This is a genomic window from Novosphingobium kaempferiae, from assembly GCF_021227995.1.
Taxonomy (GTDB): domain Bacteria; phylum Pseudomonadota; class Alphaproteobacteria; order Sphingomonadales; family Sphingomonadaceae; genus Novosphingobium; species Novosphingobium kaempferiae.
Genome location: NZ_CP089301.1, coordinates 863,642 through 880,611, shown reverse-complemented (window position 1 = coordinate 880,611; position 16,970 = coordinate 863,642). Strand labels below are relative to the sequence as shown.

10 protein-coding genes and 1 pseudogene are annotated in these 16,970 nt (G+C 61.1%); 6 read left to right on the top strand and 5 right to left on the bottom strand.

Annotated elements, in window-relative coordinates; genetic code table 11:
- Position 1: 1 nt before the first annotated feature.
- On the bottom strand, positions 2 to 2,521 hold the full coding sequence (ligD, locus tag LO787_RS04210) for a DNA ligase D (protein WP_232496256.1): 2,520 nt from the start codon (positions 2,519 to 2,521) through the stop codon (positions 2 to 4).
- Positions 2,522 to 2,779: 258 nt separating this feature from the next.
- Between ligD and xth the strand changes: the two are divergent.
- Positions 2,780 to 3,584, top strand: a pseudogene (gene xth / locus LO787_RS04205) (exodeoxyribonuclease III).
- Positions 3,585 to 3,750: 166 nt separating this feature from the next.
- Positions 3,751 to 4,173 carry a cupin domain-containing protein gene (locus LO787_RS04200; protein WP_232494604.1) on the top strand — a complete coding sequence of 141 codons (423 nt, stop codon included), beginning with the start codon at positions 3,751 to 3,753 and terminating at the stop codon, positions 4,171 to 4,173.
- Between the two features lie 623 nt (positions 4,174 to 4,796).
- On the opposite strand, the gene LO787_RS04195 is transcribed toward LO787_RS04200, so the two are convergent.
- From LO787_RS04195 to LO787_RS04180, 4 genes are all read right to left on the bottom strand, one after another.
- Positions 4,797 to 5,096, bottom strand: a complete 300-nt coding sequence (locus LO787_RS04195) for a leucyl/phenylalanyl-tRNA--protein transferase family protein (RefSeq protein ID WP_232494603.1) — start codon at positions 5,094 to 5,096, stop codon at positions 4,797 to 4,799.
- 693 nt (positions 5,097 to 5,789) lie between these two features.
- The gene (locus LO787_RS04190) at positions 5,790 to 6,164 is read right to left on the bottom strand and encodes a hypothetical protein (RefSeq protein WP_232494602.1); all 375 of its coding nucleotides are present in this window, start codon (positions 6,162 to 6,164) and stop codon (positions 5,790 to 5,792) included.
- Positions 6,165 to 6,244: 80 nt separating this feature from the next.
- A complete protein-coding gene (locus LO787_RS04185) occupies positions 6,245 to 7,696 on the bottom strand; it encodes a L,D-transpeptidase family protein (RefSeq protein ID WP_420847809.1) in 1,452 nt (483 codons plus the stop codon).
- A gap of 61 nt (positions 7,697 to 7,757) precedes the next feature.
- Positions 7,758 to 8,423: a murein L,D-transpeptidase catalytic domain family protein gene (locus LO787_RS04180; protein ID WP_232496255.1), complete on the bottom strand. Its 666-nt coding sequence runs from the start codon at positions 8,421 to 8,423 to the stop codon at positions 7,758 to 7,760.
- A gap of 1,104 nt (positions 8,424 to 9,527) precedes the next feature.
- Here LO787_RS04180 and LO787_RS04175 point away from each other — a divergent pair.
- From LO787_RS04175 to LO787_RS04160, 4 genes are all read left to right on the top strand, one after another.
- Positions 9,528 to 12,389, top strand: a complete 2,862-nt coding sequence (locus LO787_RS04175; RefSeq protein WP_232494600.1) for a PAS domain S-box protein — start codon at positions 9,528 to 9,530, stop codon at positions 12,387 to 12,389.
- Between the two features lie 205 nt (positions 12,390 to 12,594).
- Positions 12,595 to 13,155, top strand: coding sequence for a PAS domain-containing protein (locus LO787_RS04170; RefSeq protein WP_232494599.1), 561 nt, complete (start codon positions 12,595 to 12,597; stop codon positions 13,153 to 13,155).
- A gap of 113 nt (positions 13,156 to 13,268) precedes the next feature.
- Entirely contained in the window at positions 13,269 to 16,613 is a 3,345-nt protein-coding gene (locus LO787_RS04165; RefSeq protein WP_232496254.1) for a CheR family methyltransferase, read from the top strand.
- Complete coding sequence (locus LO787_RS04160) at positions 16,610 to 16,960, top strand: response regulator (RefSeq protein WP_232494598.1); 351 nt, start codon at positions 16,610 to 16,612, stop codon at positions 16,958 to 16,960. The genes LO787_RS04165 and LO787_RS04160 overlap by 4 nt, the downstream gene beginning before the upstream one ends.
- Positions 16,961 to 16,970 lie beyond the last annotated feature (10 nt).

Here is a 16,970-nt window from a genome sequence, read left to right as displayed (position 1 = left end):
GTCACAGGTCGGGCAGCACCTGATCGGCACGACCCCAGTTCTTGAGACTTTTCGAGGTCGCGCGCTCCACCAGCTGGGCGGCGTCGCCGATGTGCCAGCGTGAAGGTGTGTCGAGATCGCGAAGTTCTTCCCAGGTGAGCGGGACGGCAACGGGCGCGAACTCGCGCGAGCGGACGCTATAGGGCATTACTGCCGTGGCTCCGCGCTGGTTGCGCAGATAATCGACGAAGATCTTCCCCGATCGCCGGGCCCTCGCAAGCGCTGCCGTGAAACGATCGGGCTGGCTTTGCGCCAGGGCAAGCGCGAAACGGTGCGCGAAATCCTTGACCTGCGGCCATTCGGCCTGGGGCGTCAGCGGCGCGATGACATGGACGCCCTTGCCGCCGGTCACCATCGGAAAGGTGGAAAGGCCCATCTGCGCCAGAAGGTCCTGGACGTGGAACGCGGCGGAGACCACATCCTTGAAATCGAGGCCCTCATCGGGATCGAGGTCGAAGACGAGCCGATCGGCTTTTTCGACATCCTCGATCCGCGCGCCCCAGCCATGAAATTCAATCGTGCCCATCTGCACGCAGGTCAAAAGGCCGGCGGCGGAATCGATGAAGAGATAGGGCTCGTCATGGCCGTCCTTTTCGCGGATGGCGACCTGCTTCACCGCCTCGCCGAAGCTTCCCGCATCGTGCTTTTGAAAGAAGCATTTCTTGGCGCGGCCCTGCGGGCAGCGAACAAGGCTGATCGGGCGGCTGCCGGCCCAGGACAGCATGATCGGGGCGACGATTTCATAATAGTCCGCAAGCTGGCCCTTGGTGAGCTTGCCTTCGGGGAAAATCACCCGTTCCCGACTGCTGATCTTCACGCCTGTCGCTGCGCGCTCCCGTGCGGTGACCTCCCCGACCGGTCGCTCGGTTTCGATCACGACGGCCTCGGGCTTCTTGTCCTGGCGCAGCCCTAGATAGCTGGGATGACGCAGGACGCCTTCGGCCGTGAACTCGATGAAGGCGATCTCGGCGACGAGCCGGGGCTTGATCCAGTGCGCGCCGCGAACCGCTGCGCGGGGCGCTTCGACAGTAGGAGCCTTCAACTCGAGCGGCGCCATCAAGGTCATGAGCCGCTCGATCTCGTCACCGCTGAAGCCCGTGCCCGCCTTGCCCGCATAGCGCAGCTTGCCGTTCTCGTTGACCCCGAGGAGCAGCGAGCGGAAACCGCGTTGCTTGTCCGAGGGCATCCACCCGACAATCACGAACTCCTGACGCCGAATGCACTTGGTCTTGAGCCAGGTGCCGCCGCGTGATCCGTTATATGTGGCGTCGGCGCGCTTGGAGATCACGCCTTCCAGCCCGGCCTCGCAGAAGGTATCGAACAATTCCTCGCCGCGCCCGGCGATGTGGTCCGAATAACGGATATGGGGCGAACCTTCGCCGATGAGAGCCGCCAGCCGCTCCTTGCGTTCGAGAAGCGGTTTGCCGGTCAGGTCCTCACCATCAAGCGCTAGAAGATCGAATGCGTAATAGAGAATTTGCCCCGGATCTCCCTTGAGAGCCGCCTGAAGCGCCTGAAAGCTGGTCTTTCCCCTTGCATCGACGACCACAGCTTCGCCATCGATCAGTGCCGAACCGGCGTCGAGGCAGATCGCGTCGCCGATGATCGACGCGAAGCGATCCGACCAGTCGAGGCCAGACCGGGTATAGGCACGGCCTTCGCCGCCGCCGACCGCGATCAGCGTCCGATAGCCATCGAATTTCATCTCATGAAGCCAGCGGTCGCCGGGCGGCACATGATCGACCAGGGTAGCGAGCTGGACAGGCTGGAAAGGCGGGGGAGGGCCCAGGGCACGTGAACCGTGCCCGGTCTTTTTGCGTGGCGCTGCGACGGGCGATTTCGCCTTGCTCGAGATGCCGCCTGCAGCCTTTGCCGCCGCGCCGGTTGCGATTTGCGCCATTGTCCGGCCGCTCGTTATGCTGGTGAGATGGGTGGCCACCAGATCGTCGGAGCCGCCGGAATATTCATCGGCGATCTTTCGCAGGAGCCAATTCTCACCCTTCTCCTTCCCGCGGGGCTTCAGCCGGATCATCAGCCATTCGCCCTTCATCCGGTGGCCATGAAGGACAAAGTGCAGATGACCCTCGGCAAACGTCTTGACCGGGTCCTTGCCTGGTACCGGCTCCCAGGTTCCGTTGTCCCAGAGCATGACCGTGCCGCCGCCATATTCGCCCTTGGGTATCGTGCCTTCGAAGCGCGCGTAGTCGAGCGGATGGTCCTCGGTGCGAACGGCGAGCCGCTTGTCGTCCGGATTGAGGCTGGGCCCCCGCGTCACGGCCCAGCTTTTCAAGGTGCCGCCGAGCTCGAGCCGAAAATCAAAGTGGAGGCGGGTTGCCTCATGCTTCTGGACGACGAACCCGTTACCACCGGAAGTCGAGGTGCTGCCCGAAGGCTCGGCCGTCTTCTTGAAGTCGCGCTTCGAGCGATACCGAGCCAGGCCCTCGAGCGATTTGACCTCTGTCGCCGGCGCTTTGCGTGGCATCGAAACGTCCTTGCTGATCACCGAATAATTCGTTCCGCGCCCTGATCGTTCCCACATCGTTTTCTTCGTACCGTAGATGTGAACGCGAAGCGCGTATGCGCGTTGAGTGTTCCATGGAAACCCGGCTGACCGATAACACGCCCATTTCGTTTGCACGCTGACCAGATCACGCGTGCGGTGCCGGGCAAAGCTTTCTTGTCACGGACTCTTCCTCGGCGAAGGTATCCTATCGCTTCTCCTGCCCGAAAACGCTCGAACATGAAAATCGCTACCTACAATGTGCACGAGGTCAATGGTCGTCTGCCGGTGCTGCTGCGCTGGCTTGAGAAATCGGAGCCCGATGTGGTGGTGCTGCAGGAATTGAAAGCCCCGCAAGAGCGCTTTCCCGTGAGTGCGATCCGGGACCTTGGATACGATGCCATCTGGCATGGCCAGAAATCCCGGCGTCGCCATGCTGAGCCCGGCCGGAGAAATTCATGAGACGCGGCGCGGACTGCCCGACGATCCTGACCCAAGCCAGAGCCGTTACGTCGAGGCGGCGGTCAACGGCATCCTCATCGCCGGGCTCTATCTTCCCAATGGCAATCCCCGCCCCGGCCCCAGGTTCGAATAAAAGCTACGATGGCTCGACCGGCTGGTCGCTCATGCCGGCGGGCTGCTCGAGACCGGGCTGTCAGTGATGCTTGCCGGCGACTTCAACGTCATGCCGACCGATCTCGACGTCTATAAGCCCGAGCGCTGGCGGGATGATTCACTGTTCGCGCCCGAGGTGAGGGCAGGCTATCTGCGCCTGCTCGACCAGGGCTGGACAGATGCGCTCCGCACCCTGCATCCCGGTGAGGTCATCTACACGTTCTGAGATTATTTTCGAAATGCCTATGCGCGTAATGCGGGTCTTCGGATCGATCATCTGCTGCTGAGCCCGGCGCTCGCCGATCGGCTCGTCGATGCGCAAGTCGACGAACACGTGCGCGCGTGGGAAAAGAGCAGTGACCATGCGCCGGTGTGGATCGACCTTGCGGACAAGCCGAAGCGCAAACGCGCGAAGAAGGACGCCGGTTGATGAGAACGGAGAGCTTCCTGCTCGCCGAGAACAGCTCGGTGCCTGACAACGCCCGGCTGCCGTTCGCGCGCTATCGCGGCGCCGTGGCGGGTGAGGGTGACTATCTGGCCGAGCGGTTCGAGGCGTTGTCGCGGACAATGGCTGGCCTCCCGACTGGCGCGACGTCGTGTTCGACTACCATCATTATCATTCGGCCGCACATAAGGCGTTCGGCGTATTCGCCGGATGGGCGACGCTCGAACTCGGCGGTCCGCAAGGGCGGCGGCTTGAGGGCACAGCAGGCGATGCGCTCATGTTGCCGGCGGGCACCGGCCATCGCCGTGTCAGCGCAAACGAGGATTTTCAGATGGTCGGTGCTTACCTGACCGGGATTGAGTTGGGATATCTGCTGCGAAGCGCCCGACGATGCAGCGCGGGCGCGGATGGCGGCCCTGCCGGATCCACATCGCGATCCCGTTACCGGCGAAACGGGCGCGCGGACCGGGGCGTAAGCAAGATCAGTCGCAGCCGAGCGTCGATTTTCACCGCATCTATGCACATCGAGCCCGCGGCTTTGGTCAAATTCTCGGCCGAGGATTCGTGCTGGTAGCGTCGAGAGATAGCATGGTTACGAGCCGGTTCCCTTCTGATTTAGAGGAATCCCGATGCGCACCAGGGAAAAGTTAGCAGACGTAGTCGCCGGGCAGTCGGGGCGGCAGCAGCGTAAGCAGTTTGTTCGATCGCCTAAAGAGAAGGCCGTACGCGCAGTCTGACAGCTTCCGTAACTTTTGCCGTGGGCTGGGTTCTCAAACGGATGTTCGAAAGTTCGGTTGCCGATGCCGCGAAAGAAGGCGCGGCGGAAGGGGCTCAGCAAGATGCGCATGGGCAGGATTCTTCACCCGCAATTGAAGGTGCTGGGAAACGCGCAGAGTGACATTTGCGGGTGCTACGAAACCTCTAGCTCATGTTTCATATGGGGCCGGCCCGGGCGTCTAGCCCACCCCGAGTAGCTCGACGCGCAGCGTGCCCTGCCTTCGGCCGAGCTCAGCTTCGTCCACGCGCGTAGTGATGCGCAGACCGCCCGGGTTTCACTGTTCCAGGCGCTTGGAGGCGATTGGACCGAGACGGATGCCATCGCCATCGAAGCAGCCAACATTGCTAGCAAGTGAGAAAGCAATCTCCACGCGCGAGATCGCCATTGCTGCACCCGCTCGGATATCTGAACGGCGGCTCTCAGGTCCGTTTGGTCTGCCATTGATTGTCTGGGAAGGGCGCGTTCCCCCCCGTGAAGGCTAAAAGCTCGGGTGGGCAATCGGAACACTGCTCCGTCGCATCGAGGTCCCCGCGACGGTCGCTTTCGCTTAAATGCCGCAGCGTGCGAGCGGCGCGGCGGCTGATGCGGACGTCCGTCGGCTTACGGATTGCTCTGATGTCGGGAGAGGCGACGATCTGCGCACGCGCCTCATCGCCCTTGACGAAGGCGATTGCGTTCTCGATCCCGGCCATAATGCCTTCGAAGTTTTCGTCCGTCATTTTTCCAGCCCTTCCGTCAGCATGCCGATAGCTACCTTGACCGCATTCTCCTGAGCATCGGTCAGTGTCTCGTCATCCGACTTATCGATGATCCAGAAGATGGTACGGGACCGAGTTGGGATAGGTCTGCTTCGTCATTCCGGCCCTATGGGACGCCATCGCTTGTGCTCGACCCGATAGAGATCGATACCGCACCCCTTGCATTTCCCTACGAAATGAAGGCCATCCCATTCCACCCGGCGTCGATTAGGTTCGTGCTGGCCAAATGCGCATTTCCATGTCTGTGGCAGTATTTGCATTCGACGAAACCTGCCTCCGGTCATAAACCTAAGGTGATCGCAGGCAGCCCGTGGGACGGTCTGCCAACTTTATGGGACGCTGCGAGCCGGATTCGATACCGGCTATCGAGAAGGCCCCCCTTACTCGATCCTGCCCCTCTCAGCAGAGGCCGGGCACAACCATCCGTGCAGTCGCAGCACAACTTTCTGGCCTGATAACTTAGAGATTTGAATAAAATGTTTCTGATCAGTTCGCTGCGCTGCGATAGGCATTTTCGATCAATCGCGGCGGCATGAAGGTTGATGCGGGCAAGGTCAAGCGGTCACCGTTTCCATTTTCAGATCAGTCCTGAAACCGCCGCTCTTGTCCAGGCGATGGGTCACTTACGCGATCAGCCACATGGTCCCATGGACCTCAGGCTTGAACCCAGCGGCCGCAGCGCGAGCCTCTGGATAAAACATCGGCCCGGCCGAGCGCGAGGGTGATATCGAAGTTGGCAGGCGCGCGCTGCAACCGCCGCTGCTCGGCCTTGGCGGCGCGTTTGGCCGAGGCCTCGTCATGGGAGACCTTGCGCAACGTCTTGGCGCCGTGCGCCTTGCCCTCGGTCACAGTCTGCCTCTTCGCCACCTTGCGATCGTGCCACGTCGCCGAGACGCCCTGCTGCCCGTCACGCTTCTGGCGCTGCCACAAATGCCCATCGCCGTCGCGGCGACGGATGGTGAAGGTGGGGAGCGATCGCCCGTCGCTAGTCTGTCCGGCGCCTTTGGGCGCATTATGCTGCCCCGACATCTCCAATGGTGGTTGTTTAGCCCGCCCGGTCGGTTCCGGGTCGCCAGCACCGCATGCAGGCGATCCTTCCTCGGTCGGGCTCAAGGCCCGACGTCGGTGCCAGAAGTGCGCAGCCGGTAGGCTTGGCTGGAAGAAAAGCCTAGCGCGGCGGCCACGGGGTCGTTCCAACCGTAGGGGTCGGAGCGGATGACGGGCTCGCCATCTTCGCCGAGCACAACCGTTTGGTAGAGCAGTCTGACTGGAATCTCACGCGTTAGCGTGACGAACGTCTCCTTGCCGGTAGCGCGCGCCCTGCGCCATTCCTCAAATACACCCTCGTCCTTCGCGAGCATCTCGGCAAAGCCCAGCGCATCGTCCACCCGAACACAGCCGTGACTGCGCTGGCGCTGGACTTCTTGGAACAACTGCTTGGCTGGAGTGTCGTGCAGATAGATCTGGTGCTCGTTCTCCATGTCGAACTTCACCAGACCCAGCGAATTTTTGGGTCCTGGCTGCTGGACGACCCAGCCGTCCTTCCATGCCATGTTGTTGCGCTGAAGGTAGGCGCTACCCTTGCCGGCGATCTCCTTGTTCTGGATCGAGCGCGGCACTGTCCAGGTTGGATTGGCGACAAGGCGATAGATTGGCGATCCCAGCTGTGGTGTTTCGTTCTCGGGCTCGCCTACGACCACCTTGCGGCTATCGGCGACCTTGCCGTCTCGCCAGTATAGCAGCCGACCCGCGGCGACATTCACGTCGATGCGGGTGGAAGCGGGATTGCGCTCGAGCCAGCGCAGCCGCTCCATAGCCACGGCCATCGTCCGCGCCCGGTCCGCGTCCGACAGGTTCAGGATTTCGAGCGCATCGGCGCCGATGACGCCGTCCGGCTTGATCCCGTAGTCCGCCTGCATGCGCTGCACCGCGCGGACCATCGCTGGGTTGTAATTGGTGCCTTGCGCGGCAGAGCGGTCGAGGTAGTCTGAGGCGACTAGCTGGCGCGCGATCGCAGGGACCCGCGCGTCGGTGGCGCCTGGCTTCAGAGGCTCGCCCTTGTCGGGGATCGCGGAAGCGGGCGCCTCGGCCTGCTTGCGCAGCGCGAGGTATGCCTTGGACAATGCGCGGTAACCGTCGTCCTGCGGCGCCAGAGCGTCAAGCCATTCGCCCAGCTTCCCATTCTTGAGAGCTGCGCCGAGGCCGTTCAGCAGGTTCGGGTTGGGGCGTGCGACGGTATAGACGTCGTAGAGCTTGGCCGGATCGGATGACCCACGCGCAAGCGCCGAGGCATAACGCAGCGCGCTCTGCGTCAGGGCGCGGTCGCCTTCGGCATTTCCTGGCTGACCGTCCACAGCGAACTGCACTCGGTCGAGGCCATGCGCGGCGCGGCGGCCGATCGCGTCGCGCAACTGGCGGACCGCCTCGTCGTTCCACTGCACCTGCTCGATGCTGATCGGCGGCGCCTCGGCGGTCTGGGAAGTATTGTCGGGCTTCGAATGGCACCCGGGCAGTGCGACCGTCAGGGCCAGCAACGAGCAAGCGATCACACCTCTATACACACGGATCTCCTGGTAAGAACCGTGGGACAACTTGTGGAAATGCTTTAGGTTTCAGCCCATCTCAAGCACGCGCCGCAAAGACCATCCGTCCTTCGCCGAGGAAGCTGAAGACGTCGCTGAGCTTGTTCTCGCCCACCGCGAAGCAGCCTTGGCTGCGGCCCAGCTTGCCATGGGCGGGGATCATGTCGTCGTTCGCATACCAGGCGCTGTGGATGACTATGGCGCGGCTAAGCGCATTGTTGTTCGTCGGGTCGAGCCCCACCAGACGCTGTGAGCGGCCGTGCTTGCCGGTGTAGTAATCGCCCGTCAGGAAAGCGCCCTCGCTCGAGGCATTAGAGCCGAAAACGTTCGAAAACCGCTCGAGGAACCCGGTATGGCCGGGATCCGAACCGGAACCGTGCGCGACCAGAAGCCGCGAAGCCTTGCCGCTCACCACATCGAGAAAATGCAGGCGCGCATCGGACGATGGCGCGGTGAAATCGACGATTGCCATCCGGTCGCGCGCCTTAACCGATCCGGAGTGCTGGTCGAGCGCGGCGAGAGCCCGGCGCAGGAGCTCCGAGTCCACAGAAAAGCGTGCCGCATCCAGCGATGTCTGCGGCATACCCGGAGCATTGTGCGGTGCCGCCGGGACTGGGGCCGGGCGGCGTGGGTATGACGATCCTAGAAACGGCTTGGCGGCTGGCACGGTAAGCGCAGCGACCGCAAAGCCTGCACCCGAAATCATTACGGCGCGCCGATCGGGTCGAGAAGGAAGTTCAGGCATAACCCTAATGATGGGCATATGAGCCTGAATTTAAATAGCTTTTGACCGTCCTTTTTGGATCACTTCTGCACTTAAGGGGTGAACCGCCCTTGATTTGCGACAGGCTGCGCTAAATGTCCCGTTCGCACCGGAACCAATCTCTCGAAGCCCAAAATTTGAAATTGTCCACAATCACCTACTATCATCACGAAAGATCGCGCAGAGTTCCCGGACTACGGCTCCGACGTTTAAAGGGGGCAATGTACAAGGCAAACATCTGATAGCATGTGTGGTATTCTCACCCTGCGATCTCGTTAGTGCCGGCACCTTCGGATGCGGAACCTTGCTTCGAGACCCCCGAATCCTGTGCCGCCATGTCTTGCTGAGCGCCTTCCGCCGCACCCTCTTTCGCCGCGTCAGCGACTGAATTTTCGAACATCCTTTTGAGGACCCATCCTACGGCAAAGGTAACAGACGCTGTCACCACCGCGCGAACTGCAGTTTCCTTTAGCGAGCGAACGAACTGCTTGCGCTGCTGCCGCCCCGACTGACCAGCGACTACGTCTGCTAGCTTTTCCCTGGTTCGCATGGAAATTCCTTTAAATTTTTAGATGATCATCGGACAACGCCTAAGTGCAGCACTGGATGCACCGGCCGTTTGACACATAGCGAGAGAATGCAGGAACTCAGAGGTTGCTGGCGGCACCCGACCAATAGCCGGACATGCAGATCACCCGGTGAAGTCATCTTCACCTAGCAGAAGCCGCCGATCCCACGCCACGAGGCGGACCGTCGGGAAAGCGCCCCTATCGGACGCTCAGCCGTCAATTCTCGATCACTAGGTGCGGACGGTCCGCAACCAACCGTTCGCGGTTGGGACGCGTCCTTCATCTTGTCACCAAATCTCCATGGGCGGCCAGGTATGACGCGCCCAAACCGATTGCTGTGTGCCGCAGGAGAGAATGCCAAAGAGCTTGGACGACGCGCCCCTCTAAACTCTTTAGGAGATCAATTTTTCGTGGCGAAGTCGGGCACAAAAATGCGCGACAAGCGTTTCTCGGGCAAAATGCCCGGGGTGGTTTTGCGATGGACGAACTGACTGCGATCTTTCCTGGCAATAGCGAGATGGCGCGCGCCATGCGCGAGAAAGATTGGAGCGTAACCGCCTTAGGCGATCCGCGCTCATGGCCCGATGCTCTCAAAACGCCATTGCGGATGCTGCTGACCACCCGCTTCGAGATGTGGCTGGGGTGGGGCGACGAATTAAGTTTCTTCTACAACGACGCTTACATACCGACGCTCGGGATGAAGCACCCTGAGATGCTTGGCCGTCCGTTTCGCGAGGTGTGGGCCGAAGTCTACGACGATGTCGCCGACCAGGTCGAGCGAGTGCGCGGTGGTGAGGCCACCTGGAACAAAGCCTTGCTTCTGCTTCTTGAACGCAGAGGGTTTCCCGAGGAAACCTATCACAGTTTTTCCTACAGTCCGCTCTACCTTCAGGACCGATCCGTCGGTGGTCTGCTCTGCATCGTCAGTGAAGAGACAGCCCATGTTATCGGTGAGCGGCGTCTAGAGACCCTGCGACGGCTCGGTCTCAATCTGTCCGAGATTAACGACCCCGAGGGTATTATCCGAGGTGCCGAGGCAGCTTTCGCCACCAACGGTCGGGACTTCCCTTTTGTCGCTCTCCAACTGAACGATTGGGATGAGGACAAAATTTCATCCGACGGAAAAGTCGAGATAACTGAAGTGGGGAGCAATCCTGAACAGGAGGGCCGGGCCTCGTCGCGAGCATTGTTCTCGAAGCTCGCCTCAATATTGCCGGGAGCCGTCCCCGAAACAGGTATGCTGTTTGATCTGCCGCAAGGCCACGATTGGCCAACGGGTGACTGGGATCTGCCGCCGGTCTCGGCAATTGCCATCTCGATACCTTCTGCAGGATCGAGAACGATGGCGGGTACGATGGTGCTCGGAATCAACCCGTACACCGCCGATACCGCTGATCTGATTCCTATCGCCCAGCTTCTCGCGGGCCAGATCGGTGGAGCGGTTGCGAATGTCGCGGCGCTTGAGGCGGAGCGGCGCCGCGCGGATCGTATGTGGAGTGTCTCGCGCGATCTGATGGTGATCGTCGACGCCGAAGGCGTGTTTCGCGCGGTCAGCCCATCATGGTCCCGAATTCTGGGACATCCGGTCGAGAGCGTTATTGGCAGACCGTTCGCCGAGTTCATGCATCCAGACGACGTCGAGCCCAGCAATGCTGCGCTTGCCGAGGCGCTGGATGCTACCGAACTCAACAATTATGAGAACCGATTTCGCGCGGTCGACGGCGGCTACCATCGCATCGAATGGCACACAACGCTCGAAGACGGTCAGGTCTATGCCTATGGGCGAGATATCACTGACCGCCGGATGGTCGAGGCCAAATTGTCCGAAAGCGAGGCGCAGTTTCGTCATCTAGTCCAGGGTGTGACCGATTACGCGATCTACATGATTGATCCGGAAGGCAAGGTTTCAAGCTGGAACGAGGGAGCTCGCCGTATCAAGGGGTATGAGCCCGAAGAGATCATTGGATCACATTTCTCGCGTTTCTACACTCCAGAGGATCGCGAGAGGGGCGAACCGTCTCGCGCTTTGGAAACAGCGCGTTCGGAAGGTCGTTTTCTGGCCGAGGGATGGCGCGTGCGCAAGTCAGGCGAGCGCTTTCGCGCAAGTGTCGTCATCGATGCAATCCGGGATGATAAGGGCAAACCTATCGGCTTCGCGAAGATCACTCGTGATGTGACCGAGCGTGAACAGGCGCAAAAGGATCTGGAGGCTGCGCGCGAAGCCCTCTTCCAGGCGCAGAAGATGGAAGCCATAGGTCAGCTGACCGGCGGAGTGGCGCACGACTTCAACAACCTGCTGATGGCGGTTTCCTCGAGCCTTGATCTTCTCAGTCGTCGAATCGGCGACGACCCAGGGGCACGGCGCCTTCTCAACAATGCGATCGAAGGGGCGCAGCGCGGAGCGACACTCACCCAACGGATGCTGGCCTTCGCCCGGCGACAGCAACTGGAGGTGAGTCATGTCGATGTTCCGAGGTTGCTTTCAGGAATGAGCGACCTTGTTCAGCGGTCGATCGGACCGGAATGGCCCATATCGGCGAATCTTCCGTTGAGACTACCCTCCGTCCGCGCCGATGCCAACCAACTGGAAATGGCGTTGCTGAACCTCATCGTAAATGCGCGTGACGCGACACCCGGCGGAGGTCCAATCCTTATTTCCGCCAGCTGCGAGGATATTTTCGAACACAGCTCAATACGGCTACCCGCAGGCAGCTATGTCAGATTGGCAATCAAGGACTGCGGTCAGGGCATGGACGAGGAAACCTTACGGCGGGCCACAGAGCCATTTTTCACGACGAAGGGTGTCGGTAAGGGCACAGGTCTGGGTTTGCCGATGGTGCACGGTATGGCCCAGCAAATCGGTGGAACTTTCGAACTACTGAGCGAGCTTGGCCAAGGAACGAGCGCGGTATTGTGGCTTCCAGTGGCTGAGACTGATCCCGTCAATGCCATGCCGCAGGAAACGGAGGAGCAGCACCCGCCAAAGTCCTGTGGCCTGACCATTCTCGCCGTGGATGACGATCCGCTCGTGCTGATAAACACAGCAGCTTTGCTTGAGGATTTGGGGCATTCTGTCATCGAGGCAGGTTCAGGGGCGCGGGCAATAGACTTTTTCTCGGAACGGGCAGACATCGATCTGCTTATCACGGACCAGGCGATGCCCGGTATGACCGGCATTGATCTCTTCGCCTCGTTGGACGCCATCCGGCCCGGAATGCCCGTGATCATCGCCAGCGGATATGGTGAAGGGGTAGAGACTTCCGGTCGCTCCGTGGTCCGGCTCGGAAAGCCATACAATCAATCGCGACTTGCTGAGGCAATTGCCGAGGCAATGGGGTAGGGAAGGCTCAATGTTCAATCTGCACGGGGTGCAGCATCAATAGCGCGGCAATCAACTCCCCTTGCTTTCACCTCGAATTTCGCCGAAGCGGGCAGAAGGCCCGTGACCCGTCCGCACAAATCAGGCACATACGGCTCCGCAACCTGATCGGATCGCTGGGTTGATGTGCGACAGAGTGCAAGTGACGCTTGCAGGAGATATTGAAGTGCAGGACCTGAGCGTACCCGACGAGCTCAAGACGTTTTTCGAGAACTCGCCGATAGCGCTTGCTATCGCTCTTCCAGACGGAGACCACCCGCTGGCGCTGGTGAACCGCAGGTTCGTGGAACTGACCGGTTATCCGCCTTCGGAATTGATTGGGCGCAACTGTCGCGTGCTCCAGCGCGACGCCGAAGAGGGTGAAGCTCGGGCCAAGCTGCGCGCCTTTCTGGAAGACGACCTTTCTCCCAACGTGCGCACCCCGATCCTTAACTTCCGCAAGGACGGGACGCCATTCGTCAACCTGCTTTACATGTCCCGGCTCCGGTCACTCGCTGGCGAGACACGGTACATCTTTGCGTCGCAGTTTGACGTCAGCAGTGCCCAGCCAGAGCGTCTTCAGGGTTATGATCAAGAACTGAACCAGACGCTGACACGCCTAAGCCCCGTTGCTGCGGAAAGCGGGATCATCGTCGAGGGCACCTTGACCACAATTGCCAATTCGGCCGCGATGATTGCACAGGCCAGGCTTACCCTCGCTCACCTCGACGACAGTTCGATCCTTTGAGCTACAACGACAATCCGGATGATGTGGCGTTGCGGTCTGAGGGCACGTCTTCGATAGCGGTGCCGGTGGTCGGCATTGGTGCTTCGGCCGGTGGGCTTGAGGCGCTGCGTGAGATGCTGTCGGCTGCGCGCCGACCCACTGACATGGCATTCGTGATCGTCCAGCATCTCGATCCGAATTACGAAAGCATGCTCGCGCAGTTACTCGACCGGGCGTGCCCGCTCGATGTGTTGCAATGCGAGGGCGGCGAAACTTTGTTGCCCGATCGGGTGTATATCATCCCACCCGGTCGAGGGCTGGCGCTGCAGGACGGCAGGCTGCAACTGACCGAGTTCGCGCAGCCGCGCGGGCTGCGTCGGCCAATCGACGACTTCTTTATCTCACTGGCAACAGACCAGCAGGCGAATGCAGCCTGCGTCATCCTATCGGGGACCGGGGCCGATGGATCCACGGGCCTGCGCGCCATCAAGGAGCATGGCGGCGTCTGCGTCGTCCAGCAGCCCGAAACGGCACGCTATGACGGCATGCCGGTGTCGGCGGTTGGCACGGGTCTGGTGGATTACGTCAAGCGGCCGGCGGAAATCATCGGCTGCCTTTCCGCATTCTTTGAACGTCGCGGCGGCGAGCCTCGCGAGCAGCAGGCTGAACTTGTCGCCGATCATGTCGATGATCTGTGCGGCACGCTGCGGTCGGCGGTGGGGCATGATTTCTCCGGCTACAAGCGCTCAACGCTCGTGCGGCGCGTGGAAAGGCGGATGCACGTTCTGTCCATTGCCTCAGCGCGATCCTATCTGGATCGCGTACGCAGCGATCCTGCCGAATGCGAGGCGCTGTTTCGCGACCTCCTGATCAACGTCACGCGTTTCTTCCGTGATCCCGAGATGTTCGAGGCGTTGCGGACCCAGGTCATCCTCCCGCTCCTGCGCGACCGCGAGACCGACGACGAAGTTCGCGTCTGGGTGCCGGGCTGCTCCAGCGGCGAGGAAGCCTATACGCTGGCCATGCTATTCGCCGACGCTGCACGCGAGAACGGGTTCGCCAACCCGGTGCAGATTTTCGCGACCGACATTGATGAGCAGATGCTGCAGGTCGCGCGCGAGGGTAGCTATCCTGCTTCCGCGCTTGCCGACATTCCCAGCCCCTTGCGCGAACGATGGACTAACCCGCACGGCGAACGCTTCTCGATTGCGAACCAGATCCGCGATCTCATTCGGTTTTCCAATCACAGCGTGGTCAAGGATCCGCCATTTTCACGGATAGACCTGGTATCCTGTCGCAACCTACTGATCTACTTCGATGACCGCCTCCAACAGTCCGTCATGCCGATCCTGCATTACGCGATCCGGCCCGGCGGCTACCTGTTCCTTGGTCCGTCAGAGAGCATCGGCCGTTTCGATCACCTGTTCCCTCCCGTCGATCATCACGCCCGCATCTTTGAGCGGGGTGCCGGCAGCCCGAGCTATCCGATCGATCTTCCCGTCAGCGACCGCAATACTCAGCGGCAGCGTCAGGTGCCGAGCCGGATGGCGGTCGGGGGCAGGGCAGCAGAGAGTGAAATTGCCATCCAGCGGCTAACGGAACTCTACGCACCGCCCTCGATGGTACTGAACCAAGACGGCGCGGTGTTGGCCGCCTATGGGAAGCTGAGCCGCTACTTCGACTTTCCCGTAACCCGTACCGGCGGCGTAAACGCCATTTCACTCGCAAAGCCCGGCCTTCGCGACGTGCTGGGGCCGCTCGTGCGCCAGGCGCGTGACGGCAAGAAGCGCACCGTCGCGCGGGAAGTCGAAGTCAGGTCGGACTACGGCCTGCAGCCAATCGAAGCGGTTTGCGAGCCGCTGCCCGATGGCACCCTTCTGCTCGTGTTCCGCGACCGCGCGCCGTTCCGCCCCTTCGATGAGCATGAAGCCGCGGAGATCGAGGACGGCGAAGACCACATGGAGGCGCTGGAAGAGGAATTGCGCCTTACCCGCCACAAGTTGCGGACGGCAGTCGAGGAGCTGGAGACGGCCAACGAGGAACTCAAGAGTTCCAACGAAGAAATGATGTCGATGAACGAGGAGCTTCAGTCGACGAACGAGGAATTGTCCACCGTCAACGACGAGCTCAAAAGCAAGGTCGACCAGCTTACCGTCGCAAATTCTGACCTGCGCAACTTCTTTGAATCTACCGACCTTGCGGTGATCGTTCTCGACCGCAACCTGCGCATCCGGAGCTTCACCGAGGCCGCGACCAGCATCTTTCCGCTGCGCCCCACCGACCGGGGGCGGCTGCTCGCAGACGTCGCGACGCGGCTCGACGATAACGGCTATCTCGACGATGCGCTTCAGGTCGCCGAAACCGGAGAATCTCTGCAGCGGCGGGTCCATACGCGCGAAGGGGGACGTACGCTGGCACTGCGCGTGCTGCCCTATCGTACACAGCACGGAGGAGTGGACGGCGCCACGCTGGTGCTGACCGACATCACCGTAGCGCTGCTTATGGAAAGCGATCTTGCTGCCGAGCGCGAGCGACTCGATCTTGCGATCACGGCGGGTGGCATCGGCGTCTGGGAGTACTGCGAGAAGACCGGCGAACTCATTTGCGATAGCACCAATCGCATCCAGTTGGGCTTGCCGGTCAAAGGCGAAGTGACGGTGGCGGACGTGCTCTCGCGCATCAACAGCGATGACCGCGCTACGGTTGAGGAGGGCCTCCGCCGCGCTGCTTCGGGTGAGAAGGACTTCGCTGTCACGTTCCGCGTGCCGCAGCAGGACAAGGACGGAGCTGTTTCCGATCGCTATCTCAAAACCTTCGGGCGTACGATCGGAGGTTCGAACCCGCTGCGTATGGTGGGTGCCGCGATCGACATCACTGCCGAATACGCCCTTGCCGATGCGCGCGGCCTGATGCTGCGTGAGATGAACCACCGCGTCAAAAACCTCTTTGCGGTGGTCAGTGGCATGATTGCTGCGGCGAGCCGAACTCACGACGATGTCCGGAGCCTGTCGCTGGACCTGCGCGAGCGGATTTCAGCCTTGGGCACAGCGCATTCGCTAGCCGCCCCGGCGGGCGAGCCGCGACCGATATCATTGAAGGAGCTGATCGAGACGACGACTGCGCCTTATTCGGGTCAAGCGAGTATCGAGATTGACGGCCCTGACGTCACAGTCACGCGCACCTCGCTGTCCTCGCTGGCCCTCATCCTGCACGAATGGACGACCAATGCGGCGAAATATGGCGTGCTGGGCGCGCGAACCGGCAGCCTTTCGATCACGTGGGCGTTACGCGACCGGACCATCTCGATGGAATGGACAGAAGCAGGCGAGAATGAGATCGACGTGACGGAAGGCAAGGGATTTGGGACGTTGCTTGTGGCTACGTCGGCCCGTCAGCTCGGCGCGAGTATCGAGCGCACCGTGGAAGGCGGCAAGCTGGTACAGCGGATGGAACTGCCTGGTTCGGTGATTGCCGGATGACTTGCGCTGTCCTGATTGTTGAAGATGAACTGTTCGTGGCGCTTGATCTGGAAGACACTGTCGAAGCGCTTGGATACTCCATAGCGGGCACATGCGGGACGCTCGCCGGCACTTTGGCCGCGATCGAGCGCCAACTTCCGACGTGCGCCATTCTCGATGTTCGCTTACCGGATGGGGAGGTGTTTCCTGCCGCCGACCTGCTCAGGGACGCTGGTGTCCCGTTGATCTTCCATTCCGGCCATGCCGACGAAAATCAGCTGAAGACTCGCTATCCCGACGCCCAGGTTTACTCAAAGCCCTGCTCTCCCAACCGTCTGCGCGAGGCCTTGCTGCGCGCGGCAGCGTGATCATCTTCTG